Genomic DNA, 25,486 nt, shown 5'->3' on the forward strand with positions numbered 1-25,486 from the left:
CCCGGCGACGGTCACCCGGTCTCCGTCGTGGCCCCGCCGTGCTCGTCCAGCCAGTCGCCTTTGCACGTCTCGTCGCAGAACGTGTAGATGCGGAGGTCCCCGTCGACGGTGGTCGTCGGATACCGTATCCCCTCCTCGAACGGTGCGCTGCAGTAGTCACACCTCTCCGGGAACGGGGCCACGTCACCGCTCGCTTGCCGGGCCGACGTCCACCGTCCCGTCGCTCGCGACGGTGACCGAACACCCCTCGAACGTGAACGAGGTGTGTACGGTGCCGTCGCGGACACTGGAGAGGAGAGCGTCGAGCGCGTCCGCATCGAGGACGGAATACAGCGGTCGCATCGAGTTCGGGTCCGTTCCGGTGACCGCCGCGACGGTCTCGACGACGGACTCGACCCCGCCATCGTCGTCCAGCAGCGGGGCGGAGTTGCTGGAGAGCCACCGCGCGGTTCCGTCGGAGAGTTCTATCCAGTGTTCGAACCCGTAGTCCGACCGTCCCGTCTCCAGGACGCGGGTCACGGGATGTTCTTCGACGGGGACCGACGTTCCGTCCTCGTAGTAGATGTTCCACCCGGGTTCAAGGTACGTCCGACTGGTGATCTCGTCGCGTTCGAGTCCGAGTATCTCCACGGCACGCTCGTTCGCGAACGATATCCTGCCCGACGGTTCGACGACGACGATGCTCACGGGGCTGGCCCCGAGGATACGTGCCGTGAACTCCCTCCCCGACGAGCGCGGTCCTGCCGTGGAGTCACCCTCGCGACTCTCCGCCGTCTTCCGACCAGCGGCAGCCGACGGACGCCACCAGGCCGAGTTCCGTGCGTCGAGCCGTCTCGACTCGAGTTCGCCACGGTCGACGAGCGAACAGAGGGCGTCGGACACCGCTCCGCGTGGACCGTCCAGTGCGTCTGCGACCTCCCCCGTCGTCAGCGGCTCGGCGGGGTCGGCCAGACCCTCGAAGACCGCGAGAACGTCCTCCGCTGTAGTCCGCTCGCCCGGATCGCCCATCACGTCCCGTAGGCGCGCGTCCGGAAAAAGCAGCTCGGTACGGCGGTTGAAAGGTCCGTTCTCCGCCATCACGTGCGGACTCCGAACGGTCCACTCCGACGATGGAACCCCGGTGAGCGGTCACGCCACGCCGGCTTCCTTCGTGCCGTCGCCGCTCTCCGCGGCGCGGTTCCGCACCGCGACGACGGACCGCTCGATCTCCGTGGTGTCCTTCGGGGCGCAGCGGTTTCCACGGGTCCAAGATCGCGTGACCGGGCGATTTATGACTGCCACTGTGGTAGTCGCCGGTGTGTCCGACCGCAACTCGACGGATTCGCCGCTCGAAGCGGTCTCCGGGGGTGATTCGTCACGGGCTGCCGAGGCGTTCGGCGCGTTGAGCAACGAGACGCGCCTCGCCATCCTGCTGGCGCTGTGGGAGGCGTACAGCCCGGCGGCTCCGGACGAAGGGGTCTCGTTCTCCGAGCTCAGACGGCGCGTCGACATGCGCAACTCCGGTCGGTTCAACTACCACCTCGGCGAGCTCGAGGGACAGTTCGTCCGCAAGACCGACGACGGCTACGTGCTCCGGCGTGCCGGACTGCGGCTGGTTCGCACGGTCGTCGCGGGAACCGGCATCGAGGAACCGACCTTCGAGGCGAGCGAGATAGACGTGCCGTGTCCCATCTGTGGCGCCGCGACGGAGATACGGTACGAGGACGACCGGCTCTACCAGGTCTGCACCGAGTGTCCGGGCGCTTACGAGGGACACGAGGCGCAACCGGCGGGGTACCTGGCCGGCATCGCCCTCGACCCGGCCGGGTTCACCGACCGGACGGCGAGGGAGACGTGGGCGGCTGCCCGCATCCAGGTGTTCCAGAACGTCAGGTCGATGATCGAGGGCGTCTGCGACGAGTGCTCCGGTCCGGCCGGCGGGTCGCTCGCCGTCTGCGAGGACCACGACTCCGACGGCGTCTGCGAGGCGTGCGGCCGACGCTCGGCCCCGATGGCGTTCCTCGGGTGTAGCGTCTGCAAGAACTACCACGTCACGTCGCCCCGCAGCATCGTCGCACACCATCCCGCCGTCGTCGCCTTCTACCACGAGCGCGGCGTCGACGTCCAGTTCGACGCCGACGACTTCGAGAGCGTGCGGCGACGCGTGGCGCTCGTCGGCGACCACGACCAGGAGGTCGTCTCGGCGGAGCCGCCTCGCGTTCGCGTCGTCGTCAGCCACGACGGCGACGAGTTGCGACTGACGGTCGACGAGGAACTGGACGTGACCGTGACGGACTGAGGACGGCGCGGACGACACTGCACCCGCCGCGCAATCAGGCGTCCGCCCTGCTCAGTCGTCGCCACCGGCGTCCGCCGTCGCCGCGCAGTTGTTGGGGCCGAGCTCCAGTTCGAAGGCGGTGTCGTCGTCGGCGTCCTCCCGACCGAGGTTCACGGCGATTATCTCCTCGTAGTTTGCGGGACGGGGCGGCATGTCCGCGAGCACGTGCTCGACGAACGCGTCGCGACCCATCGACAGCAGGGCCAGCGACTCGCGGAGGTCGCCCAGTCGCGCGCTGTAGGTGTCGTCGCCGACCGGTTCGGCGGCCGGGCCGAAGTGACCCGGCGCGACCACCGTGTCGTCGGGGAGCGCCAGGACGTTGCCGTGGAGCGTCTCGTGGAGCTGTCGCGCCGCGTCGGGCGCACCCACGTCGCCCTCTTCGAGGTCGGGGCGGGCGACGCTCTCGGTGAACAGCCCGTCGCCCGACAGGAGGGCGCTCCCGTCGACCAGATACGACGTCATCCCGGTCGTGTGGCCCGGCGTGTGGACGACGTCGACCGGAACGCCGCCGACCGAGAGGGTGTCGCCGTCCTCTACGGCGGTGAACTCGACGTCGAACTCGATGCCGCGGGCGACGGCGGGGGCCGGAACGACGGCCTCGGCACCTTCCGCTGCGAGTTCGCGCACGCCGCTGACGTGGTCGGCGTGGACGTGCGTGTCGACGGCGTACGCCAGGTCGACGCCGAGGTCGGCGGCGTCGGCCAGGTACCGGTCGGCGAACGCCCGAAGCGGGTCGACGACGGCCGCTTCGTCCCCGACGACGAGGTAGCTCAGACAGCCGGAGGACGGGCGCTGGTACTGGAACAGCCGTCCCTCGCCGTCGTAGCGGGACACCTCGTGACGTTCGTAGACGCTCGCCCAGCCGTTCATCCCTCCGGCGAGGTTGACCGCGTTCCGTCCCGCCGCTTCGAGTTGTCCGGCGACGTACTCGCTGGACCCGCCTTTCGCGCAGACGACGACCAGCGGGTCCGCCTCGGGCACCCGGGCGAGCATCTCCTCGTCCACGCCGTCGAGGAACTCGAAGTACGGGACGTTCTCGACCTCGGCGGCCTCGTCGTCGACGTGCCACTCTTCGAACTCCGACGTGGCGCGCACGTCGAGTATCGTCGTCCGTTCGCCGCCGTCGAGTCGCTCTTTCAGGTCCTGGGCGTCCATCGAATCGACGGACGCGTCCACTTCCGGAATCTCACCCTCCCCCGTCATGTGCTAGCGTGAGTCGGTAGTGGCGATAAGCGTGGCGGCTCCCGTCTGGGACTCGAAAGGACGCCCGGAGGGGCGGAGACCTGTCGGTCGACGGAAAACCGGTATAACACGAAAATGACAATAATCCGGTATGCCCGGTGGTTTCATCGAGCGGATGGAACGTATCGCCGACCACCTGGGCGACGGGTGGGTCGTCGGCGACCTCACCGCCGACCCCGACGGGATCAGTGCAGCAGCGCGCTACGACCACGAGGGCGGTCGTCGCGTCCGCTGGACGGTCACCCCCGGAGGCCAGTGCGTCTCGCTGCAGGACGGTGACGGGACCGAACGGACGTGGCTTGATTCGCCGGCGGTCGACGTTCGCGTCGCGGCCGACGCGATCCAGGACTGCGTCTGGTTCGTCGAACGAGGACAGGCGGCGTCGGGCCTGATGACGCTGCCTTCCGGCCACGCACCGCCGACCGACCCCACGGACGCGTCCGCTGTCGACGACCCCCGGCGACGCTCGACACCGACGGCGTCGCGTCGTCGCCACCGAAACAGAGCGTCGGGAGGGTCACGTGACGACAGTCACCGCGGAGCATCGTATCGGAATAATCCGGAAACCACCCCACCGAATTTAAGTTGCGTCGGCCCCGTAACAGTATCATCGGCGGGGGCAGGGTGTCCGACGCATCGTGTGCCACCGCCACCGCACAGTTCGACAGTCGACCCGCGACCGCCCCTGCAATCCGGGGTCGGTCGTAAATCCATCAGCCACCACACATGCCGAACAAACAACTCAGCGACTGGCAGAAGGTAGTCATCATGGCGTGCGCGCCGTTCTTCGGGAACCGCGCCATCGCGAAGAAGGCGAACTGCTCCGTCTGGGCAGTCCGGAAGTACCGCAACCGAATGAAGGAACGGGAAGCCCCGCTCGACGTCGACGAGGAGGAGGACGCGGTCGTCACCCCCGAAGGGATGTCCGTCCTCGACGACATCGTGCAGGCTGGACTCGACGAACGGGACGGGCGGATCTGACGCGCTGCGTCCGTCTGCCCTCGACGAACACCTCATTTTTCGGAACCACTGCGAGTAGCGACTCGCGCGTCGACCGGTCGCCCTGACGTCGGACGGACTGCATCTGGCACCGGGTTCGCGCCACGGAAAACCAGTTTATACCGATACTCCTGTTGGAACGAACATGTCGCGCAGCGATTCGACAGGGGAGGAACGCACCCCGACGTACGCGGTACAGTTCGTGCTCGAAGTCGACGACCGGGCGTTCGCCGACGCCCTCCTGGACGAGGTCCCCGACGCTGACGCGGTGGGCGTCGAACCCGACGGTCACCGGACGTACGTGGACGAGACGGCGCTCGGGAATCCGGCCGTGGGCGCGTCGATCCCCTTCGACGACCGCCGTGCCGCGCGGTCGCTGTACGAGTCCGTCCAGGACGTCGACGGCATGGCCCACTGCGTCGAGTCGGGGACGCTCGCCATCCGCGAGTACCGCGGCGACGTCGCAGCGGGGTACGAACCGCGCGTCCTCGCCCGGACCGGATACCCCCGACCAAACCACATTTAATTGACAGACGTGGTACGTGTGGCACGATGACGGCCAACCCCGTTGTGCGCCGCGCCGGAGGTGTGTTCCCGTGCTGACCTCCGCCGAGCGGTCCCGACTGGAGAACAGCCTTCCGGGGTCGTACGACCTGACGTGGGAGGGGACGACCTACACGTACGGCTTCGAGACGTGGTGGACCGACGAGAACCACACGCGCAGCTACCCCGAGGCGATACTGGGGTGGACCGAACGCGGCGTCGAAGTCGAGGACGTGCAGTCGCTGGGCCGCGTCGTCGCCATCGACGAGCGACCGGGCGAGAACGTCTGCGAGTACACCCACGCCACGCGCCTGTACGACGAACTGTCGGTGACGTGTCTCGTCGCGGACGCGACTAACGACGACGGCGTTCCGCCGCACCCTCGCGCGGAGGCGTTCGCGACGGTCCTGCGAGACCACTTCCGGTACGCGGTGGACCAGAACGCCACGGGGACCGACGGCGAGCGTCCCGTCGTCGTGCGCAGTGCCATGAGACCGGTCCACGACGCCCACGCAGACCCGACCGGGACCGACGTCCAGGAGTACGAGTTCCGCGTCCGCGTCCACTACACCGACAGGCACATCGAGACCGTGGACGCCACCGAGGCCGTGGAGTACAGCGTCGAGCGGACGCAGAACTGATGGACTAGCCTTTCTTCCGTCGTTCTCCGAACGACCCAGGACGCGAGAAGGACAGCCGCAGGACGCCCACGATAATTATCAGAAAACCAATATATATGCCCCAGGCCTGTAGATGTAAACGCCAGTCCCATGCCAGTTTCAGTAGTCGACATCAACCTGTCGGCCTCGACCGGAGCGACGGCGAAGCCGACGTACAACGACATCGCACTGATCGGTCACGCGACGACCGAACCGGCAGTCGGGTTCGACAACGCGAAGCGGTACTCGAACCCGACTGACGTCGCCAGCGACTTCGGCGACGGCAGCGACGTGCACGTCGCGTCGCAGGCGCTCTCCCAGATGGGCGTCGAATCCTGGGTCGCGGCGACCGCCGATGAGAAGACCGTCTCCGGGGAGCTGCTCGGCGGAGACGCCTCCAGCACCAGTACCGGGACCATCTCGAACGTCCCGCTCCACGACGACCTGAGCGTCGTCTCCGTCTACGTCGACGGCAAGCAGAAGACGGTCGTGCCCAAGACGTCGAGCCCGCCGGACGCGGACGGCTCGCCCGCGACCGACGAGGCGTTCGTCAACTTCGACACCGGCGAGGTCGTCACCGGTGAGTCCACGAGCGGAAGCGGGTCCGGAATCGAGGCGGACTACCACTACCTCGACTGGACCAGCCTCGAGGCCGAACTCGAACCGCTCGGCCTCGACCTGTTCGTCCTCGCCGACACCCACTGCGAGCGCCAGCACGTGGGCAACCTCGACGAACTCGTCACGTTCGCCGGGTCCGTCGACGGCGCGGTGGTCGGCGCGCACGCGAACGGCGCTACCGCCACCGACGACGCCGAGGCGCTGGCGACGGCCCACGACGTGGCTGGTGCCGTCCCGAGCGGCGACCTGCTCATGGTCGCGCACAAGTCCAGCGAGGACGTCGCCGCCTACATCGCGGGGCAGCTCGGCGTCAACCCGGCGTGGTTCGACCCGTTCTGGGACGGCGAGGGGTACCCGTTCGACACGGAGCTCTACCGCCGCTCGCTCGTCGGCGACCCCGGTACCTCGGGGACGTTCGAGGGCGGCGACACCGACGGCAGCGGGCCGTCGAACGCTATCATCTCCGTCGACGGGACGCTCGTGCTGTCGAACTCGCTCACGACCGACGGGGCGAGTTCGGACTACCAGTACTTCGACATCGGCCGCACGGAAGCGTTCGTCGCCAGCGAGGTCGAGGAGGCGCTGAAGAGCCTCCGTCTCGACAACGACCAGATCCCGTTCACCAAGGACGGCCGCTCGCAGATCCTCGGCGCGATCCGCGGCCGCCTCCAGCAGTACGTCGGGTCGAACAACGCGCCGTTGTCCGATCTCGAAGTAAGCGCACCGACGATCGACCAGCTTTCGGACGCGGACAAAGCCAACCGGGTCTTCAGCGGCATCACCGTCGAAGGCACGCTGGCCAGCAACGTCCACGAGTTCGGCGTCGAACTTAACGTCCGCGTCTGAGGAGTGACCACCAATGGCAAACACAGAATACGACGCCCGTGAGGTTTCAATCACGGTCAACGGCGAACAGATCGCAGACATCGACAGCTTCGGCTACGACCAGTCGAAGGCCCACGAACTGGAGCGCACCCTCGACGGCGGCAGCGTCTGGGTGAAGGGGACCGGCGAGTTCACCGGCACCTTCGCCGTCAAGGCGACCTCCGACGACGTCCCGATGCTGGAGGACCTCTTCCAGGAGGGCACCGTCTTCGACGTCACCATCTCCTACGCCGAGGGCGAACCGCGCTCGGAGAGCACGTTCGTCGACTGCGTGCTGACGGACTTCGGTCCGTCGGACTACGAACTCGACGGCGTCCCGACCGTCGAGGGGTCCTGGGAAGCCGCCGAGGTCACCCACCGATAATCCACCATGACAGACGACACCGTCCTCGAACGACGCGACGCGACCGACCTCGAATCGAACGACGCGGTCGAACGTACGGTCGACGAGATGCTCGCAACCGACGACCTCGAAGTGAACGACGCCGACGCTGTTGGCACGCACGCACGCTCCAGCGACGGGACCGACTCGCCGGACGGCGAGGCAGTCGACCCCGAGAGCTTCGACTTCGATGCCCAGGAGTGGACGCTCGACGAACGTCGGCAGCCGACGGTGTTCGAGCTTCGCGGCATGAAGTTCCTCCTCGAAGAGCCGGCCGACGACGACGCGGTCCTGAACGAACTCGAGAACGTCGCCGACGCCGACCGTGCCGCCCAGATGCGAGCGCTCGTCCAGCTCGCTGTCACCAGCCCCGACGTCTCCGACGAGCGCTGGGAGGAGATGGCGTTCTCGGCGAAGCTCGCACTCGCCAGTCGCGCCGCCGAGTTCCTCGGCCTCGACGGGGGGTTTCTCGACGAGTAACCGAGTGGGCGGCGTCGCCGGCGGGCCGCATCACCGTGAGCATCGCGCTCCGGTTCGACGAGCCCATCGAAGACGTGGCTGCATGGCCCTGGAAGAAGCGGTACGCGTACGCGATCGCTCTCTCGGAACACCAGCGGGCCCAGCGCGACGCACGTCGGACGGCCCAGGGAACCGGTCGGAGCACGGGTAACGGCGTACCGACGCCACCGTCGCAGGCACCACGCGGCGTCCACCCCTCGGTCGCGAACCACGAACACGTCGTCCGCGTCAGGGACGACTGACACGCATTTCTTCACACAATGGCATTCGGATTAGAACAGATCCAGAACATCAACTCGTCGTTGAACAGCCTCAGGTCGGCGTTCGGGCAGGCCGGAAGTGCCGCCTCGGCGGCGAGCGCCAGCCTCCAGAGCGCGAACCAGGACATCGGCGCCATCTCGAATCACGTCACGATCGCGACGACGTCGCTGAAGTACCTCCGGAGCGCCTGGGGGGTCCTCGTCGCGGGTGCGACCCGCGAGAGCAAGAGCCTGCGTGCGGACATCGAGGAGCTGAACGCGGCCTACAGGAACCTGCAGTCGTCGATGGGGGCGGCCGTCGCGCCAGCCTTCGAAGTCGTCGCGGAGACGCTCACAGGCGTGCTACAGCTCCTGAACGAACACAGGTCGGTGGCGAAGGCGCTGGGGGTGGCGATGGGCGTGGTCCTGTCGGTGCTCTCGGTCCTCGTCGCGGAGTACGCCGCGCTGACGACGCAGCTCGTGTTCACCGAGACGTTGCTCGCCAGCACCAGGACCGGCGCGTACCTGACCGCCGCCGCCGAGAAGGCGTGGGCGACGGCGACCTCGGCCGTGACGAAGGCGAAGACCGTGCTGGCAGGCGTGCTGAGCAAGGAGAACCTGTTGAAAGCAGCGGGCGCGGTGAAGTCGGCGGCACTCGCGGCTGCGGAGTACGCGCTCGCCGGTGCAGAGTGGGCGGTCGCCGCCGGAGCGACGGCAGCGAGCGTCGGCGTCGGCCTGCTCGGGGCCGCGCTCAGTGCGCTCGGCATCGGCCCGCTGCTCGTCCTGCTCGGCGCGCTCGTCGGGGGACTCGCACTGCTCGCCGACCACCTCGGACTGATCGACTTCGACCCCATCGTCGCCGGATTCCAGTCCTTCGTCGAGACGCTGGCCGGCCTCCTTCCGTCGGTCGACCAGGTCGTCAGCTTCCTGAAGACGCTCGTCGGTGTCGGCGGCGAGCCGACGGGCATGGCGAAGTGGGCGAAGCTGCTGCTGTCGGTGCTGTTCCCCGTCCTGCCCGTCGTTCAGGGAATCATCGCGGGGGTGCAGGCGCTCTCGTCGGTCCTCTCCGACCTCGACGTGAGCGGCGTCCTCGCCGGCCTGGTCCCCTCGAACCTCCTCGGCTCGATCGGCGACGTCGCCTCGAAAGCGGGAGCGACCCTGCTCCGGACACTCGCCGCCGGCATCGTCGGTGTCGGAGCCGGACCCGTCGTCTCCGCACTGAAGGCCGCGCTCGGCCCGCTCGGGGCGCTGCTCCCCGCCAGCGACGCGGACGAGGGGCCGCTCTCGAACCTGACCGGCGCGGGCGCGTCGCTCGTGAGAACCATCGCGTCCGGCGTACTCGCTGCGCCGACGGCCATCGCGGGTGCGGTCGCGAACGTCCTCGGGAACGCCCTCGGCAGTCTCGGGGGAGCGGCGCTCTCGCTCGGCGCCGAGATCGCCTCCGGCATCGCGAGCGGCATCCAGAACGCCGCAGGGGCAATCGACAACGCCGTTTCGGGCGTGGTCGGCGGTGCCGTCGACGCGGCTGGAGGTGCCGCCGATGCGGTCGGGAGCGCGGTGTCCGGCGCCACGAACGCCGCTGCGGGCGCGGCGAACGCCGTCTCGAACGCGGCCGGAGCTGCGGGCTCGGTCGCGTCCGACGTCGGCGGTGCCGCGGCCGGAGCGACGCGGGCGGTCGGGGACGTCGCCGGCGGCATCGCGAACGCTGCCGGTGGCCTCCTTGGCGGCGGAGGCAGCGGTGGGGCCAAGACGCAGAACAACAACACGCAGATCCACTTCCACGGGGAGGTCCACGACGCACAGAAAGTCGACCGGAAGGTCAGGAAGGCCCAGCGTCAGGCCGTCAGACAGGCCCACGGCGGCATCGAGGACGCACTGGACATGGGCAGAGACGCCAGGGAGTCACTGCTATGAACGCACAACTTCGACGGAACTCGGGAGCATCGAGTCGCGAGACGTCCATGCTCGTCGGCGACGTCGCGCTGGAGAACGTGACCAAGGTGAGCGAACGCGGCGGCCAGCAGGCGCCGACGAAGAAGACCGAGAAGGGGTTCTCGTACGGCACCGCGGTCGGGCCGGAGCCGGTGTCGGCGACGTTCGAGGCGGTCGTCGAACCGGCGACCTACTCGCGACTCGCAGACGTCCGCAACGCCGACGAGCCGTTCCCGGTCACGGTCGGGGTCGTCTCGTTCGGCGCGTGTCGGCTGGACGACCTCCAGATCGACCAGGAGGCGTCGACGACGAGCCATTACTCGGTCCGCATCTCCGTAACCCAGGTGCGCGAGGCGCGGACGGGGACCGCGACACTGGTCGTCGACGCCACCGACGGACGCGGCGGGTCCGTGTTCAGCGGCGGGTCCGGTGCGACGGACCCGACCCTCGCTCGCTCCGGAACGGAATCGCCGGGGACCGCCGACTGGGGCGTCGTCGACACGGTGAGCGACCTCGCGGAGGAGATCGGTTTCGCATGACCCTCGAGACGATTCCGATCCCCACGGAGGCGGCCGAGCGCATGGAGCCGATTCGCCTGGAGACGACCGAACTCGACGCCTGGCCGGGCCACCGGTTCGAGGTCCGCTTCGACTGGAACGGCCACCTCGACCGGTGGATACTGCGCATCGCCCACCGCGAGACCGGCCGCGAGTTCGTCCGCGCCCCGGCCTGCCTCATGCGCGAGTACTCCCTCGACCCGTACGTCACGTTCGTCCTCTTCGACCCCGCGAACGAGGCCGAGCGCGTGACGCCCTCGAACCTCGGGAGCGAGGTCGTCCTCGGCGTGCTTCCGGGGCCGGGGGTGAGCTGATGGTCTGGAAGCAGTACCGCCGCGTGGACGTCGGCGACCTCTCCGTCGAGGACCTCGACGTGGAGATCACGGTCGAGACGAGCAAGGACGGCGAACTCACGTTCGAGGTGAGCGTCTGGAACCTCACCGAGGAGTCGTGGCGCCAGATACGAACGGGCGACGACTGCCGCGTCGTCCTGGGCTGGGAGAACGGACCCACCCGCAGCGTCGTTCAGGGGGTCGTCCAGAAGAAACGAAAGGAGGTCGACGGCACCGACGTTCGGTGTCGGGTGCAGGGCACGGACCGGAGCGACGAGCGGACCAGACGGCGGTTCTCGAAGACCCTCAGGGGGAAATCGCCCGACCAGATCGCGCGGTACGTCGCGGGACAGGTCGGACTCACGGCGGGCGAGATCGAACCCGTCGGCGCGACCATCGACGGTAACTGGACCATCTCGAAGGACAGACCGGCTCGCTACTGGCTCGACCAGCTCGTCGAGGAGGCCCAGAAGCGAACCGACACGGCGTGGGAGTGGCTGGTGGAGGCCGGGAAGCTCCACTTCGTGACCAAGGACGGCCGGAAGGAGGGGGCCGTCGAACTCTCCTTCGACAACGCGCTCGTCAGCATCGGCGAGGCCGACGGCGAGTCGCAGGCGGAGACGGGCGAACTGACGTTCGAGGCGCTGTGCGAGCCGCGGTTGCGACGCGGGAGCACCGTCGTCGTCGACACGGACGAGTACCAGGGCGCCTACTCCCTGACGAAGTACGCGTTCGTCTCGGACACCGGGACGGGAGACCACTACGTCGAGGGGCGACTCGCCCCGCTCGGCGTCGAGTACACGATACGATGACACCAACGACGATGAGCCGAACGACGAGCCGTACGTCACGGCAGACGGTACAGCGACCCCCGTGCGAACGACGCGCGGGTGCAACGACGTGGCCGAGCCTGTCGCAGCCAGCGGACGAGCCCGTCGGCGTCCAGACGAGCACGGACGTCGTCGTAGCCGTTCCCAACGCGTCGGACGACGGACGTCCGGGCTGCCAGCGCGGGAGTCGCGACGGGGTGGACCGATGAGCGACATCCCGGCGCTCCTGCGCGAGTACGTCGCCGACGAACTGCGTGGCGTCTACACCGTGTCGATGGTCGTCGTCGAGTCGGTCGACGACGGGAGCCGACGCTGCACGGTGAGCTTCAAGCGCGACGAGGACGTCATCGTCGACGACGTTCCCATCGCGTCGGTGTTCGCGTCGGCCGACGGCTACGGCGAGATCGTCCCCGTCGAACAGGGAGACGAGGGCTTCGTCCTGCACACCAAGGAGCCGCTGGACGACCTCCTCGTCCAGCGAGGTCACCAGGACGTCGGGTACGAACAGCGACAGTTCGCGCCCCAGGACGCCGTCTTCTTCCCCTGCGTCTGGAACGAGCAGGACACCATCCCCGACCACGACCCGGGCGAGTACCTCGTCGCCCACGCGGACAGCGTCGTCCGCATCAAGCCGGACGGGCGGGTGGAACTGGCCGGCGCGACCGGGCAGACCCTCTCCATCGACCCCGACGCCAGCGAGACTACGGTGACCCATCCGGCGGGGCCGACGCTGCGCCTCCACGCGGGCGGCATCGACGTCGAGGGACGGGTCACCGTCGGCGACCCCGACGCGACGACGTCCGTCGCCGTGCAGGACCACACCCACGAGGTGACGCTGAGCGACGGGACGACCGCGACGACCACCTCGCCGAACGAGGGCGGTACCGACACCCAGATATCGTGAGCCACCGGCTGCCGAAAACACACATATAATCAATGTTACAACTAGACGACCGGATGACGCGATTCGGGAAGACACTGGCGCTCGAAGCGGACGGGGACCTCGCGGTGAACGAGTTGAACACCCTCCGATGGATCGACGGTCACGAGGCCGTCGTGCAGGACCTGAAGGTCACGCTGGCGACGATCCAGGGCGAGGACCCGTTCGCCCCCGAGCACGGCATCGACATGTTCGCCGCGACCGGCACCAGCGAGGCGAGACTGAAGCTGGAGATAGTACAGGCGCTGGACCGCGACGAGCGAGTCAAGAAGGTGAACGAGGTGACGATCGACCCGGCGGCCGACGCGCGCACGGCGTCGGTCCGGGTCACGGTCACGCTCGTCGACGACAGCCAGCAGACGTTCGAGGTGACACGATGAGCTACGGAGTCCAGGACGACGGCACGTTCGAACGGAAACACATCGACGACGTACAGGAGAGCCTGACGAACAAGCTGCGGCAGGAGGCGGGCGAGAACATCGACCTGACCCAGTCCTCGCCGGTCAAGCAGTTGCTCGACACGGTGGCGCTGGAGGTCGCCGGCCTCTGGGAGGCCGCCGAGGAGAACTACTACGCGACCTACTACGAGGACGCGTTCGGGACGCAGCTCGACAAGCTACTGTCGCTCGCGGGGATGTCCCGTATCCCGCGGCGGTCGGCGACCGGCGAGGTCGAGTTCCGCACGAACGGCCCCAACAGCACGGACAAGACGATCCCGAAGGGGACGGAGGTGACGACGAAGCCCACGGACGCGAAGCCCGCGATCCCGTTCGAGACGGTGGCGGAGGCGACGCTCCCGAAGGGCGAGACCAGCGTCACGGTCCCCGTCGAGGGGAAGAAGCCGTGGGAGACCGACGTCGACGAGGAGTGGCTGGGGGCCGAGACGAACGTCGCGCCGGACACCATCACGGAGCTCGCGGAGCCGATCTCCGGCGTCGAGACGGTGACGAACCCGACGGCGACCGGCGACCCGTCCGCCGGCTTCGTCGAGGGCCGCGACCGCGAGACGGACGCGGAGTTCAAGCTTCGGTACGAGAACACCTTCGCCAAGTCGGGGGACGCGACGATGGACGCGGTCCGCTCTGAGATCTTCAACGCGTCCGCCGACGTCGTGAACGTCCACATGGAGGAGAACGTCACGATGACGGACGACACCGACGCCGGCGGGCTTCCGGCGAAGTCGTTCCGGGCGACGGTGCTCGGCGGCTCCCCGGACGAGATCGCGCAGGCCATCTTCGACTCGCGGCCGGCGGGCATCCGGTCGTATGGCGATCGGACGGGGACCGCCGAGACCACCGACGGCGAGACCAGGATCGAACAGTTCCAGCGGGCCACCCAGGTAGACGTCCACGCCGACGTCACCGTCGACACGACGGACACGTTCCCGAGCGACGGCGCGACCCGGATCGCGGACAACGTCGTCCACTACGTCGGCGGCACCGACAGCGCCGGCCTGGCCATCTCCGGAACGGAGATCGGCGAGGAGGTCGTTTACGACCAGGTGTTCGCCGCGGTCATGCGCGTGACCGGCGTGCGAGAGGTCGACCTGACGCTCGGGACGGGAGAGGACCCCACCGGGACGGCGAACCTCCCGGTCGGGCGGACCGAGGTGGCGCGCACCGACCTGGACTGGCTCGACGTGACGGTGAACTAGCATGGCCGGGACGCCACGCGAACGGCTCGCACGGAACCTCAAGAGCCCGTACCCGGACGACGACGGCACGTTCTGGAGCGACCTGCTGGCCACCGTCGCGGCCGAGGTCGAGGACCTCGAAGCGGCCAACGAGGCCGTCCTCGACTCGAAGGTCATCGACGACGCGACGGGCGCGCAACTGGACAGGCTCGGCGAACTCGTCGACACCAAGCGCGAGAGCGGCGAGTCCGACGACCACTACCGCGGCCGACTCACCGTCCAGCTCCGGCGGTTCCTCAGCGGGGCGACGACGGACCAGATAACAGAGACGGCCGCGATACTGCTCGACACCGACACCGACCATATCACCATCGAGGAGGACTTCGCGGTCGAACCCGGTCGCTTCGTCGTCCGGGTCTGGCAGCGCGACCTCGACGCGGCCGGGGTGAGCGACACCGAGTTCCGGTCGTTCGTCGACCAGGTGCGGAGCGCCGGCGTCCGGACGGTCGAGCAGGTCCGCGGCACGTTCGTCTACCGCTCCGAGAGCGACTACCTGGGCGACGCGAACGACCCGGCGAAGGGGTACAGGGACGCGACCGACGGCTTCGAGAACGGCACGTACGCCGGCATCCTCTGAGCATGAGCAAACACGAGAGACCAGCGACGAACGACGAGGGACGGACGGCAACCGAGACCGACGACGCGACGACGAACGACGGGACGGCGACGAACCGACCAGCGCCGGCGGACGCGGCGACCGAGCGGCCGACCGACGGAGATGATTCCGGCGAAGCAGCGGTCGGCGAACCGACGGCCGGTGAATCGGCGGCGGACGACGATGAGCCGTTCGACCCCGAGGTCGAGGGGAAGCGCGAGGCCAAGCGACTGCTTCGAGCGGTCGACGGCGAGACCGCACGCGCTCGCGCCGAGACGGCAGTCGCCCGCAAACGGGCGGCGGTCGAACGGCTGCACCGGCAGTTGAACGAGGCGGAACAGCGACGCCAGCGCATCAGCCAGCGCGTCGAGGCGCTGGAGTACACCGTCGAACGGCTGGCGGACGCCGACCCCGACCGGCTCGTCCTGCAACGGCTGGAAGGCGGCGTGTCGATGAGCGTCCCGGCCGGCGAGCGCGAGTCGGTGCGTGACGACCTCCACGAGCGGAGACGGCGGCTCCGGCGGCGTCTCGACGACGTCGAGGGACGTATCGAAGCGACGCGGCGCAGCCTCCGGACCGACCGCGTCGCACTCGACCACCTGCAGAACCACGAGGACCTGGTGAGCGACCGATGACCGACCAACCTGCACTCACGCTCGAATCGTACGTCTGGAACGACAGCGGCACCAAGCCGACGGAGGGCGACGAGATATACGTCGCGGGCGACCAGCCCATCGCCGCCTACGACAACTGGGCGATGTGGGCGGTCACCACCGACGTCGCGAACCTCAACGACACGCTCGGGAACCACTCGCACTTCCACGAGGTCGGCGGTCAGGACGAACTCGACCTCGACGGACTCGGCGTCGGGGTGAACCCGGCCGAGATCGTCAGCGAGTCCACGTCGCCGGCGTCGTTCACCTTCACCGGGACCGACCAGCGCGACGTCCACGACCGGACGGCGGTGAGGCTGACGAACGGCAGTGACTCGTCGGCGACCGAGGACGTCACCGTCGAACTGTACGAAGGGGGTGACGCCACCGGGACGCCGGTCGCCGCCGAGACGCGGAGCGTGACCATCGCCGCCGGCGGGTCGACGACGGAGACGTTCCTGGCCGACCAGCAGAAGCTCGGGGGCGGGGACTACCACGTCGAGGTCGCCACGTCGGGCACCACCGTCGCCGTCGACCAGACCGACGAACACACCCTCGGCGGCCGGTACGTCCAGCGGGAATCGGCGACCGGCGACCTCCAGCTGGTGGACCACCACGAGACGGTCTACGCGGAGCGCGACGCCGTCAGCGGCCACTGGACGACGTTCCCGGCGTTCAACACGGACGTCGACCTCCGGTACAACTCGCTGACGAACGTCGACGACGTCAACGTCGACGACGTGCGGGCGCGCAACGACGACCTCCAGGTCAGGACGAGCGGGTCCGGCAGCGGCCGCGTCACGCTTCGCGACGACGAGGCCGGCCAGGACGTCGTCCGCGCCCACGAAGGGGGCGAGGTCGAGATGCCGAACGGCCCACTTTCGGTCGGCGACGACGTGCGGACCACCGGCGGAACGACGCTCTGGGATTCCGCGAACGGGTACGTCCCCCAGGGCCGACTCCAGAACGAGAGCGTCACCGTCACCGCCGGCGACGGACTGGTCGGCGGGGGGAGCGTGGCGCTCGGCGGGTCGACGACGGTCCACGTCGAACCGGCCGACTTCGCCGGGGCCGGCCTCGTCGACGACGGCAGCGACGACCTCGCGCTGGCGGACGACAGCGTCACCGTCACCGCCGGAACGGGACTCACGGGCGGCGGTACGGTCGCGCTCGGTTCGTCCGTCTCGCTGGACGTCGACGACGCGCGGTACCTCCAGCGGGCCGGCGACTCGATGAGCGGCGCGCTGGACATGGCGGGCAACGACATCACGGGCGTCGCCCAGGCCGACGTCGGCGGCATCACCGGCGCGGAGAGCACCTTCCAGAGCAACTCCAGCGTCGCCGGGTCGGGCCACGTCAACGCGCCGTGGGTGTACACCAGCGCCATCGAGGCCCACGCGGAGCGCGGCGGCTCCTCGACCGCGATAGAGATGGGTGCGGACGCCAGCAAGACCGCTGCCGACGAGATCGCGCTCGTCACGCAGGGGAACGTCAACCTCAAGGTCGACTCGAACAACGACGTCCAGGTCACGAACACGCTGGACGCGAGCAGCGGGGCGGTCGTCCTCCCGGTCGGGACGGACAGGTGGGCCTGATTCCCGCCGACCGTCCGGGTTCGTGAAAACTGGTATAATTACAACACGTTCACAGATTAGATATGCCTGCAAACGGTTCGATATGGGTCGAAGGGTCGGACCTCCACTTCGTGGACGGGTCCGGCACCGAATGGAAGTACACCGGCACCGACACCGGCAACGATCCGAGCGGAGCGACGCCGGGGTCGATGTGGATAGAGGCGGACTCGCTGCACTACGTCGACGGCAGCGGGAACGAGCGCCGCGCTCCATGTTCGGTCGGGTCGTCCGTCGCCGGCGTGAACGGATCGGTCTGGATAGAGAACTCCGTCATCAAGATGGTCAACGGGTCGTCGCGGAAGATGCAAGCGCACCAGGACGGCCACTCGGACACCCACGGCGACAGTTACGCCGACGAACACGACGACCACACCGACGACCCGCACACCAACCAGCACGACGACCACACCGACGATCCGTTCACGGACAACCACTCCAATTACGGTCACAGCGACCACAACGACAACAGGGCAACCGGCGGGTATTCCGACGCACCCTCGCACTCAGACGGCTACACGGACGACTACGACGACTACTCGGACTACGGCTACGACGACGACTACGACGACAGCTACACCGACGGACACGAGGACCACTCGGACAGCCACACGGACACCCACAGCGACCAGCCGCTTGCGGTCTAAGAACCCTCCAGAACCTACACCATGAGCCTGCACGTCGTCGGCGGAACCGAGTGCAATATGGGCTGTGACTATTGCTACGAGGAACCCGCCCGCGAGATCGAGAACGAGAACGGGATGGCGGTCGACTACGACATGGACGCCATCATCGACCGCCTCAGCGACTGGAAGGAGAAGAAGCCGAACTCCTCGCCCGGACTGCACGGCGGCGAACCGCTGCTGATGGCAAACGAGGACATCGACCGCCTGTTCGGGTACATGAACGAACACTGGGACCGCGGCCCCTCCATCCAGACGAACGGGTCGCTCATCAAGGACGAGCACGTCGACCTGTTCGAGAAGCACGGCGTCAACGTCGGCATCTCCTGCGACGGTCCGCCGGCGCTGAACGCGAACCGGAAGGCACGCCACGGCGGCGATGACGTGACCGAGGAGTACTCCGTCCGCACGAATCGGGCGATCACACGACTCGTCGAGGCCGACGGGACGAGCGTCGGCATCATCGTCGTCCTGAACGAGGCGAACGCTGGCACCGACGAGCAGCTGGAGAAACTGCTCTCGTGGGTGGACAACCTGAACCGGATGGGCGTCACCGGCCATTTCAACCCGGCCATCCCGTACGAGGACGAGAACGTCGAGGACGTCGCACTCGACCCGGAGCGACTGACCGAGGTGTACGAACGCGCCGCCGAGTGGCTCGTCGCCGAAGAACACCGCGAGTTCGGCCCGTTCGACCAGCATCTCGACAACCTCCTGGGCAACGGCCTCGGGAACTGCGTGAACAACAAGTGCGACGTGAGCAACGCCGGGGCGGCCCAGATCATCAAGGGCGACGGGACGACGACCGGCTGTGGCAAGACGTGGAACACCTTCGGGGACGGGACCACGTTCCTGCAGGGTGACACCGCCGGGAACGAGTACGGCGAGCGCACCGAGCGCTACGACGTGCTTCGTCAGCTCCCAGGCTGGACGACCGACGACGAACCCGACCTTGGCGGCTGCAAGGGCTGCAGGTACTGGGCGGTCTGCCAGGGCGGTTGTCCGTCGGCGGGGCTGAACGACGACTGGCGCAACCGCTCGATCATGTGCAGGGCCAAGTACGCCGCCTACGAGACCCTCGAGGACCACCTCCGGTCGGCGCTGCCGAACGTCCGCCTGATAACGGACCTGCCGTGGGACGCCGACGTGAGCGACACCGCTTCCTACGACAACCTGGACATCAAGCCGTTCGGCGGCATCCGTCCCGGCGCAGACGGCCCCTCGTCGGCGAACCGGTACGGCCGACATCCCGAGAGCGTGGTCGAGGCAGCGGGGGGACTCGACGAGGTCCTCCCGGACGACCAGTCGTTCGAACGCAAGGTCGAGTTCTGGCACGAGGAGTACGACGAGGAGGTGGTCGAGGTCGACTACGAGCGACAGAACCTCCACGCCGACTCGAACGTGACGCGCCGGAGCGACGTGGGAGACGCCGAACGGACCGACCGACGGTGCGGGTGTGGCTCCGGATGTGGATGCGGCCGCGAGACCGCAGCGCACGACGCGTCGAGTGAGGATTCGGAGACCGACTGGGAGCGCGTCGACGACGGAGGTGCGGACTGATGACCGTCGACCCCCACTACCACAACCGGTTCGGCGACTACGATCCGGACGTCGACTCGTTCGCGTCGTACAACTGGAAGTCGAAGGCAACGAAAGAGCAGTGGGACAACCTGATCGACCGCATGAGGAACGTCTCCGCTGCGGCGGAGTGGCAGGCCGTCCTCGACGACGAAGCTCCGCGGACGCTCGCCCTGGTGAACGTCAGCCACAGCAACATGGAATCGTGGCTGACCCGGGCGGGCAAGCACGGCCTCGTCACGCGGACGCTCCAGTACGTCGAACCCTACAGCGGCTTCGCGCACGGTCACACGTACACCGGACGCGACAACCCAGAGCGGCTGTGTTTCACGGCCGTCGCGGAGTCCGAAGACGTGCTCGATGCGGCCGAGGACGCCTACGAGAGCGACGACGCCGCGACGAAACACAGCCGACTCGGCGAACTACTCGGGTTCCCCGACTGCTGTCGGGAGCACTTCCTCGAGAACTGGCTCGACGAACCGAGTCACGACCCGATGTACGAGGCGGCGTGCAACACGCCGTCGGCGGAGCGGGTGGCGATGACGGACGAGTACGACCACGTCCGGGTGACCGACCCGTCGCCGTGGGTCAACCCGATGTGGCGCTACTTCGGGCTCCGGTTCATCACGCACCTGCCGTGCTCGTTCGAGTGCGAGGCGTCCGAGCGCGTCGCCTATCATCGCGGTCGACTGATGGCGGACCAGGACGAAGCGGCCGCGCACGCGCTCAAGTCGTGGCTCGACGCGCCGTTCACGTGGAGCGGTCACAACGCGATCGCACACATCCGTAACGAGGCGGTCGCGGCGCAGGTCAACAGTTCGCCGTACCTCCAGGAGAAGCGCATCACGTGGCGCGGCGAGCACGCGGCCGGCGGGAAGGTTCCCGGGAAAGGCGGGGCGGTCGACGGGACGACGGTGACCCAATGAGCCGTCCCGGCGCGGGCGACGGGTACCACGACCCGGCGTGGTATCCGGCCCTCGGCGAGGTGCCGAGTCAACGCGCCCGGATCGAACGACGTGAGTGGGACGTCCTGACCGTGCTCGACGACTGCCGGTGGGACTATCTGACCCTCGTCGACGAGGCGGCCGAGATGGTCCGCACGCCCGCGGAGGAGGCCACGCCCGACTGGACGACCCGGACGTGGGACCGCGAGGGCTGGGAGGACGTGACGTACATCTCGGGGAATCCGTTCACGACCTACGCCCGCGAGGCGGAGCGGTTCGGCGTGGTCCTCGAGGAACGCGTGGGCACCTACGTCGAGGCCTTCCGCGGCGACGACGACAGCGCCTGTAACGACCTCCTGCACTGCACCCGGCCGGACCGGATGACGGACCTCGCGCTCGCGTACCTCGACGGCGAGGGACCGCCGCTGGTGGTCCACTACCTCCAGCCACACGTCCCGTACGTCGGGGACGTTGGGGTGCAGGGACGACACCGAGAACCGTTCGTACCCGACCGGGAGACTGGTGACGACCTCCTCGACACGGTCTGTCCGGCCGTCACCCTGTTCCGGGAGGGCGAGGTCTCCGGCAGCCTGCTGCGCCACGCCTATCTCGAGAATCTGAAGCTCGTCTGGCGGGAGTCCGAACGCCTTCGACGCAGAATCTACGCCAGCGACCTCACTGGAGTCGTCACCGCCGACCACGGCGAGGTGCTGGGGCCCGACCGCTGGGGGCACGGTCGACCGGAGGACCCTCGTGCCCGCATTGTGCCGTGGCTCCGGATCTAACCGTCGTCTTCGAGACGTGCGACCGGGGGTCACGACGGACCTGCCGACGGGGGAACCGACGTCGCCGCCAGGTCGGCGTCAGGGGGATCGTCGGAGCGGCGACCAGCCGGACGGCGCTTCGTGACCCGGGGTTCGTGGGGACGACAACCGACCATCGACGACTACTCGATCACTGACAGATGAACATCGTAGAACCATTCGACGTCGTCAGAGCCATCGCAGCGCTCGTGACGGCTCTCGGGACCATCGGGGGATTCGTCTACTGGCTCGCGCGGAGCTCCGCCGGGCTGGCGACCAAGTCGTACGTCGAGGAGCACGTCAACGAGGAACTCGAACCGATAGAAGACCGCGCAGCGACGGCGCTGGAACACGCGCGTCGGAACGAGAGCGAACTCCAGGAGCTGAAGAGCCTCATCGAAGGGGGAAACAGCCAGTTCGACCAGGGAATCATCGACTTCCTGGACGAGAACATCGACCGGACGAACGAAATCAAGGACGAACTCGACGAGATCCGCCGGAGCATCACGACGCTCAAGCACGTCGAGCAGGCGGACGACCGGACGGACGACGACTGACGCGCCAGCCCGCGACCGGATTCGGCGTTTTCTCGACCGGTGACGCTCCGGCTACCACCTGCTGGTAGCACGGGTCGACGCCGAACTGGCGGCGCTAGCACCGATAGACACCGATAGCGGAGGTGGACTACCAGCTAACCGACCCTCGCGAGCGACCGCTGCGGGGTCGAGGGAGGCGGCGGCGCTCGCTGCGTGTCTGCCGTCGTCTCCAGTTTCCGGCCGCTGGCAGTCCGCACGGGGAACGAACTGCCAGGCGTCGGCCCCGGAGTCGCTACCAGCAGGTGTGAGGCGGGGCGACCGACCCCCGCCGGACCCGTGTGACTCCGGTCCTGGGTCGGCGCCGTCAGGCCCGCATCCGCTCCGACGCCGAGAGCAGGGGGTCCGGTCTCCAGACGAGCAGTCGGTGGTATCCATCGCGACTCTTGTCCTTGCGGACGCGGCGCGGCGAGTCCGCGCCGAGGTCGACCAGCTTGGTGAACACCCGTTCGACCTCGCTCGTGCTGAACGTCCGGTCGAACCGCGCCGCCAGGTACGGTTTGACCTCGGGAGCGACGAAGACGAGTCGGCGGCCGTTCTCGTCGGCGACGAGCGAGCCCCAGACGGTCGCGTGGACGAGGAGTTCGCGGGCGCGTTCGTGGACCGGATAGACGCGATCTACGACGTCGTCGGGGCCGCGGCGAAGCAGGCGGACGAGTTTGTCCTCCGCGGCCACGGCGTCGTCGACGGCGACGTCCAGTTCGTCCGCGAGGTGCGTCACGCGCTTCTCGACCAGCGCGTCGGCCCTGCTTCGGGTCTTCTGTTCGTCCACGAGGTCCGACCGGAGCGCCTCGATATCCTCGCGGAGGTCGTCTTTCGCGTTCTGGACGATCTGCGTGCGCTGGATCTGTTCGTCGCGGATCGCCGCCTCGCGGTCGTCACGCTCGCCGGAGAGTTCGGCCGCGAGACCGTCGAGGCGTGCCCGCTGTTCGGCCACGCTGTCCTCCAGTTGCGAGACCCTGTCACGGAGGTCCGCGACGAGGGCAGCGATGTCTTCGTCGTGCTGTTCTCCCGGGGAGTCGGAAACGTCGTTGCTCGTACTCATGAACTCGAATCGGCCGCGAAACGGTTCTGAACCGGGCCTCTGGGCGGTACGCTACGAGCGAGGGTCGTCGAACGTGACGACGCGCTCGTCGCAGGTGCGGTCCGTCTGTGGTGGCTGATGGTGCGTCGTGGGGCGAAGCAGTGGTGGCGCCACCTGTTCGTTTTCGTCCAGTTCCGTTTAATGGTTGGCCTGCAGCGGAGTGAAAGTGAAAACGCGGGCGTCAGGGACGCATCGGACGCTGGCGGGGACGGCGGGTTAATTACCCGGGGAACGGCCGTCGGGCTAACCGCTCTGAAGGAGTGAAAGTGAAACCTGACCGGGCGCGACCTCGAAGACGGACCGAACGAGGTCGGTCCATACTCCGCACCATCAGCCACCACGCTTATGAAGTACGGAGCATGCGTATTACCCCGCTCGTTCCACATAATGGTACCGGTGGGCCGAATGGACGAAGGCGGCACGGGCACCGACGCAGCAGATATACCGCGACCCGCGATTCCGGGCCGTCCTGTGGGCTGTCGTCCGAACGCGACGCTGCCCAGGCAGGTCGAACGCCCGGAGTTCGGCCCGCAGCGCGGCGGCGAAGAACGCCGCACCGTCTCCCGCTCCGAACGGGCGGTCCACGGTATCGTCTCCTCACCCGGCGGTAGTTCGACCTCGAAGGTGGCCCACGAACAGCACCGCGACGCCTTCCAGGCCAGGTTCGCTATCGACGAGCACACCTCCGGACTCCGGTCGAGCACGAACGAGAAGCCACCGTCCAGTTCCTCGACGAACTGGTCGAGGCGGGCTACTCGCGAGAACAGTACGACGAGACACCGCCCAGGGTCGAGTACGACCTCACGTCCACGGGCGCGCACCTGTGTCGACGACTCGAACTGCTGCTCCAGTGGGTCGGGGAGCAGGAGGACGGGACGTGACGGTCGTCAATCGCGGTCGGGACGGGGCGCGTTCTCGTACTTGACCATCTTCTCGGGCTTGTCCGATATCGTCTCGTAGATGCGCTGGAGGGTCTCCTCCGCCTCGAGCAGGTTGTGGTCGTCGAGGAACCGGCGGCCGTCGTCGGTGAGGCCGTAGAACTTCCAGGGGTAACCCTGTCGCCGTTCGTCGTCCGGCAGCGCGACCTCCTCGACGACGCCGGCGTCGATCAGCTTCTGGACGTGCTTGTAGACGGTCGCGTCGCTCACGCTGGGGTTCAGTCGTTCGAGTTCGTACATCGACGGCAGCTGTTCGGGGTGCTGGAGGATGTTGTTGACCAGCGCGAACCGCGTCCGCTGGGTCACGAAGTGGACGAGTTCGCGTCCCGTCGCTCCCTCGGACGTCCCCAGGTCGGTGCTCATGTGAGCAGCTAGTGACTGCACGGACAAGTAGTTTACCCTGAAGTAAATTACTCTGGAGTAGACCACCCCGGTCGACCAGCAGCCTCGCGTTACGCCGCCGTAGAGCCAGCGACGACCGTTCCGGTTCGATGGGCGTCGGAACGACGCATCCGCCTATTGAACGAGTGAACTACGTCGTAAACTATATTCGAGGCACGCGAAAACAACCGCGCGTGCCAGACGAGGAGACACCGGTCCCGGAGGACGTGCTGACGAGCGCGAGCGAACGACTCGACGAGAAGGAGCCCTCGCTGGCGGACAACGAAGAGATACTCCACGCGCTGAGCGAACTGACCCCCGTCTACGAGAACGACCGCACGTACTTCGTGCTCGGGAACTACGCCCGCGAGCCCATTCGGCGGCTGAACCTCGTCGTCGACCGGCTGAACCGCCGCGAGGACACCTACGCCTTCCGGATGGTCGACATCAGGGGCGAGTGGGACAACAGCATCCAGAAGTTCTGCCTCGTCGCGGACCTCGTCACCTGCCTCGTCGGCGTCGCCGAGAAGGAGCCGAGCGACTTCCTCGTCGAACAGGGGTTGCTCGTGGGGACGGTGGAGTACTTCAGGAAGAGCCACGTGCTCAAGCGCGAGTACGAGGACGAGGACCACCCGTTCGGCTGGATGCAGGACGGCGTCTTCGAACTGCTCGACGACGAGGGCCGCCTCTACCGCTGGCGGACCGAGGAGGACCTCGTCGACGCCGCTGAGGAACTGCCGTAGCGCCCGGCGACCTCACCGCCGACGGACTGTCGCCTCGACGGTTACCTCCGGGCGCAGGACCAGCGACGGCGCGAACGAGAGCGGGCCGTCGGTCGCGACGTCGAGCGCGACCGCCCGGACCATCGTCGCGATCGTCAGTTCGAGACGTGCGAACCGCATCCCCAGTGGCGTGG

At 67.9% G+C, this 25,486-nt stretch carries 30 protein-coding genes and 1 pseudogene; 25 read left to right on the plus strand and 6 right to left on the minus strand.

All coding sequences use genetic code 11. The features are described from left to right. Positions 1-11: 11 nt before the first annotated feature. Positions 12-182, minus strand: a complete 171-nt coding sequence (locus tag NKT36_RS17365; protein ID WP_327054000.1) for a DUF7576 family protein — start codon at positions 180-182, stop codon at positions 12-14. Between the two features lies 1 nt (position 183). Continuing rightward, positions 184-1,077 (minus strand): HalOD1 output domain-containing protein, encoded by an 894-nt coding sequence (locus NKT36_RS17370; protein WP_327054001.1) that lies wholly within the window; start codon positions 1,075-1,077, stop codon positions 184-186. A gap of 220 nt (positions 1,078-1,297) precedes the next feature. Here NKT36_RS17370 and NKT36_RS17375 point away from each other — a divergent pair, with 220 nt between their 5' ends. After that, positions 1,298-2,278 (plus strand): winged helix-turn-helix domain-containing protein, encoded by a 981-nt coding sequence (locus tag NKT36_RS17375; RefSeq protein ID WP_327054002.1) that lies wholly within the window; start codon positions 1,298-1,300, stop codon positions 2,276-2,278. Between the two features lie 51 nt (positions 2,279-2,329). Here the strand turns inward: NKT36_RS17375 and NKT36_RS17380 are convergent, their stop codons facing one another. After that, positions 2,330-3,520 (minus strand): MBL fold metallo-hydrolase, encoded by a 1,191-nt coding sequence (locus tag NKT36_RS17380; protein ID WP_327054003.1) that lies wholly within the window; start codon positions 3,518-3,520, stop codon positions 2,330-2,332. Between the two features lie 765 nt (positions 3,521-4,285). Here NKT36_RS17380 and NKT36_RS17385 point away from each other — a divergent pair. From NKT36_RS17385 to NKT36_RS17490, 22 genes are all read left to right on the plus strand, one after another. Beyond that, positions 4,286-4,540: a hypothetical protein gene (locus tag NKT36_RS17385; RefSeq protein ID WP_327054004.1), complete on the plus strand. Its 255-nt coding sequence runs from the start codon at positions 4,286-4,288 to the stop codon at positions 4,538-4,540. Positions 4,541-4,703: 163 nt separating this feature from the next. Beyond that, positions 4,704-5,084 carry a hypothetical protein gene (locus tag NKT36_RS17390; RefSeq protein ID WP_327054005.1) on the plus strand — a complete coding sequence of 127 codons (381 nt, stop codon included), beginning with the start codon at positions 4,704-4,706 and terminating at the stop codon, positions 5,082-5,084. Positions 5,085-5,154: 70 nt separating this feature from the next. Then, the gene (locus NKT36_RS17395; protein ID WP_327054006.1) at positions 5,155-5,742 is read left to right on the plus strand and encodes a hypothetical protein; all 588 of its coding nucleotides are present in this window, start codon (positions 5,155-5,157) and stop codon (positions 5,740-5,742) included. Between the two features lie 129 nt (positions 5,743-5,871). Continuing rightward, the gene (locus tag NKT36_RS17400) at positions 5,872-7,224 is read left to right on the plus strand and encodes a hypothetical protein (protein ID WP_327054007.1); all 1,353 of its coding nucleotides are present in this window, start codon (positions 5,872-5,874) and stop codon (positions 7,222-7,224) included. Between the two features lie 13 nt (positions 7,225-7,237). Beyond that, the gene (locus NKT36_RS17405) at positions 7,238-7,627 is read left to right on the plus strand and encodes a hypothetical protein (RefSeq protein ID WP_327054008.1); all 390 of its coding nucleotides are present in this window, start codon (positions 7,238-7,240) and stop codon (positions 7,625-7,627) included. A 6-nt stretch (positions 7,628-7,633) separates the two neighbouring features. After that, positions 7,634-8,125: a hypothetical protein gene (locus NKT36_RS17410; protein ID WP_327054009.1), complete on the plus strand. Its 492-nt coding sequence runs from the start codon at positions 7,634-7,636 to the stop codon at positions 8,123-8,125. Between the two features lie 35 nt (positions 8,126-8,160). After that, on the plus strand, positions 8,161-8,406 hold the full coding sequence (locus NKT36_RS17415; RefSeq protein ID WP_327054010.1) for a hypothetical protein: 246 nt from the start codon (positions 8,161-8,163) through the stop codon (positions 8,404-8,406). An 18-nt stretch (positions 8,407-8,424) separates the two neighbouring features. After that, the gene (locus NKT36_RS17420; RefSeq protein WP_327054011.1) at positions 8,425-10,317 is read left to right on the plus strand and encodes a hypothetical protein; all 1,893 of its coding nucleotides are present in this window, start codon (positions 8,425-8,427) and stop codon (positions 10,315-10,317) included. After that, complete coding sequence (locus NKT36_RS17425; protein ID WP_327054012.1) at positions 10,314-10,874, plus strand: hypothetical protein; 561 nt, start codon at positions 10,314-10,316, stop codon at positions 10,872-10,874. Before NKT36_RS17420 ends, NKT36_RS17425 begins: the two co-directional genes overlap by 4 nt. Next, on the plus strand, positions 10,871-11,206 hold the full coding sequence (locus tag NKT36_RS17430; protein ID WP_327054013.1) for a phage baseplate plug family protein: 336 nt from the start codon (positions 10,871-10,873) through the stop codon (positions 11,204-11,206). Before NKT36_RS17425 ends, NKT36_RS17430 begins: the two co-directional genes overlap by 4 nt. Continuing rightward, positions 11,206-12,036 carry a hypothetical protein gene (locus tag NKT36_RS17435; protein ID WP_327054014.1) on the plus strand — a complete coding sequence of 277 codons (831 nt, stop codon included), beginning with the start codon at positions 11,206-11,208 and terminating at the stop codon, positions 12,034-12,036. The genes NKT36_RS17430 and NKT36_RS17435 overlap by 1 nt, the downstream gene beginning before the upstream one ends. Before the next feature lie 223 nt (positions 12,037-12,259). Then, a complete protein-coding gene (locus tag NKT36_RS17440) occupies positions 12,260-12,958 on the plus strand; it encodes a hypothetical protein (RefSeq protein WP_327054015.1) in 699 nt (232 codons plus the stop codon). Positions 12,959-12,990: 32 nt separating this feature from the next. Further along, a complete protein-coding gene (locus tag NKT36_RS17445; RefSeq protein ID WP_327054016.1) occupies positions 12,991-13,374 on the plus strand; it encodes a GPW/gp25 family protein in 384 nt (127 codons plus the stop codon). Continuing rightward, positions 13,371-14,648 (plus strand): baseplate J/gp47 family protein, encoded by a 1,278-nt coding sequence (locus tag NKT36_RS17450; protein WP_327054017.1) that lies wholly within the window; start codon positions 13,371-13,373, stop codon positions 14,646-14,648. The genes NKT36_RS17445 and NKT36_RS17450 overlap by 4 nt, the downstream gene beginning before the upstream one ends. Before the next feature lies 1 nt (position 14,649). Next, positions 14,650-15,264, plus strand: a complete 615-nt coding sequence (locus tag NKT36_RS17455; protein WP_327054018.1) for a hypothetical protein — start codon at positions 14,650-14,652, stop codon at positions 15,262-15,264. Positions 15,265-15,266: 2 nt separating this feature from the next. Then, positions 15,267-15,917 (plus strand): hypothetical protein, encoded by a 651-nt coding sequence (locus tag NKT36_RS17460; RefSeq protein ID WP_327054019.1) that lies wholly within the window; start codon positions 15,267-15,269, stop codon positions 15,915-15,917. Next, complete coding sequence (locus NKT36_RS17465; RefSeq protein ID WP_327054020.1) at positions 15,914-17,530, plus strand: hypothetical protein; 1,617 nt, start codon at positions 15,914-15,916, stop codon at positions 17,528-17,530. Before NKT36_RS17460 ends, NKT36_RS17465 begins: the two co-directional genes overlap by 4 nt. Before the next feature lie 62 nt (positions 17,531-17,592). Continuing rightward, positions 17,593-18,213: a hypothetical protein gene (locus NKT36_RS17470; protein ID WP_327054021.1), complete on the plus strand. Its 621-nt coding sequence runs from the start codon at positions 17,593-17,595 to the stop codon at positions 18,211-18,213. Between the two features lie 21 nt (positions 18,214-18,234). Further along, positions 18,235-19,809 (plus strand): radical SAM protein, encoded by a 1,575-nt coding sequence (locus NKT36_RS17475; protein ID WP_327054022.1) that lies wholly within the window; start codon positions 18,235-18,237, stop codon positions 19,807-19,809. Continuing rightward, positions 19,809-20,753, plus strand: coding sequence for a hypothetical protein (locus NKT36_RS17480; protein ID WP_327054023.1), 945 nt, complete (start codon positions 19,809-19,811; stop codon positions 20,751-20,753). Before NKT36_RS17475 ends, NKT36_RS17480 begins: the two co-directional genes overlap by 1 nt. Next, positions 20,750-21,556: a hypothetical protein gene (locus tag NKT36_RS17485; RefSeq protein ID WP_327054024.1), complete on the plus strand. Its 807-nt coding sequence runs from the start codon at positions 20,750-20,752 to the stop codon at positions 21,554-21,556. Before NKT36_RS17480 ends, NKT36_RS17485 begins: the two co-directional genes overlap by 4 nt. A 179-nt stretch (positions 21,557-21,735) precedes the next feature. Next, positions 21,736-22,131, plus strand: coding sequence for a hypothetical protein (locus NKT36_RS17490; protein ID WP_327054025.1), 396 nt, complete (start codon positions 21,736-21,738; stop codon positions 22,129-22,131). Positions 22,132-22,474: 343 nt separating this feature from the next. Here NKT36_RS17490 and NKT36_RS17495 read toward each other — a convergent pair whose 3' ends face one another. After that, a complete protein-coding gene (locus tag NKT36_RS17495; protein ID WP_327054026.1) occupies positions 22,475-23,212 on the minus strand; it encodes a hypothetical protein in 738 nt (245 codons plus the stop codon). A gap of 773 nt (positions 23,213-23,985) precedes the next feature. On the opposite strand from NKT36_RS17495, the pseudogene NKT36_RS17500 reads away from it, so the two are divergent. Next, positions 23,986-24,132 (plus strand): annotated as a pseudogene (locus tag NKT36_RS17500) (winged helix-turn-helix transcriptional regulator); the annotation flags it as partial. Between the two features lie 6 nt (positions 24,133-24,138). On the opposite strand, the gene NKT36_RS17505 reads toward NKT36_RS17500, so the two are convergent. Further along, entirely contained in the window at positions 24,139-24,552 is a 414-nt protein-coding gene (locus tag NKT36_RS17505) for a MarR family winged helix-turn-helix transcriptional regulator (protein ID WP_327054027.1), read from the minus strand. A gap of 212 nt (positions 24,553-24,764) precedes the next feature. Between NKT36_RS17505 and NKT36_RS17510 the strand changes: the two genes are divergently transcribed. Then, on the plus strand, positions 24,765-25,313 hold the full coding sequence (locus NKT36_RS17510; RefSeq protein WP_327054028.1) for a hypothetical protein: 549 nt from the start codon (positions 24,765-24,767) through the stop codon (positions 25,311-25,313). Positions 25,314-25,325: 12 nt separating this feature from the next. On the opposite strand, the gene NKT36_RS17515 is transcribed toward NKT36_RS17510, so the two are convergent. Beyond that, positions 25,326-25,472 carry a hypothetical protein gene (locus NKT36_RS17515; RefSeq protein WP_327054029.1) on the minus strand — a complete coding sequence of 49 codons (147 nt, stop codon included), beginning with the start codon at positions 25,470-25,472 and terminating at the stop codon, positions 25,326-25,328. Positions 25,473-25,486: the final 14 nt, after the last annotated feature.

Origin of the sequence: Halomicrococcus gelatinilyticus, from assembly GCA_024227995.1 — an archaeon.
GTDB lineage: Archaea > Halobacteriota > Halobacteria > Halobacteriales > Haladaptataceae > Halomicrococcus > Halomicrococcus gelatinilyticus.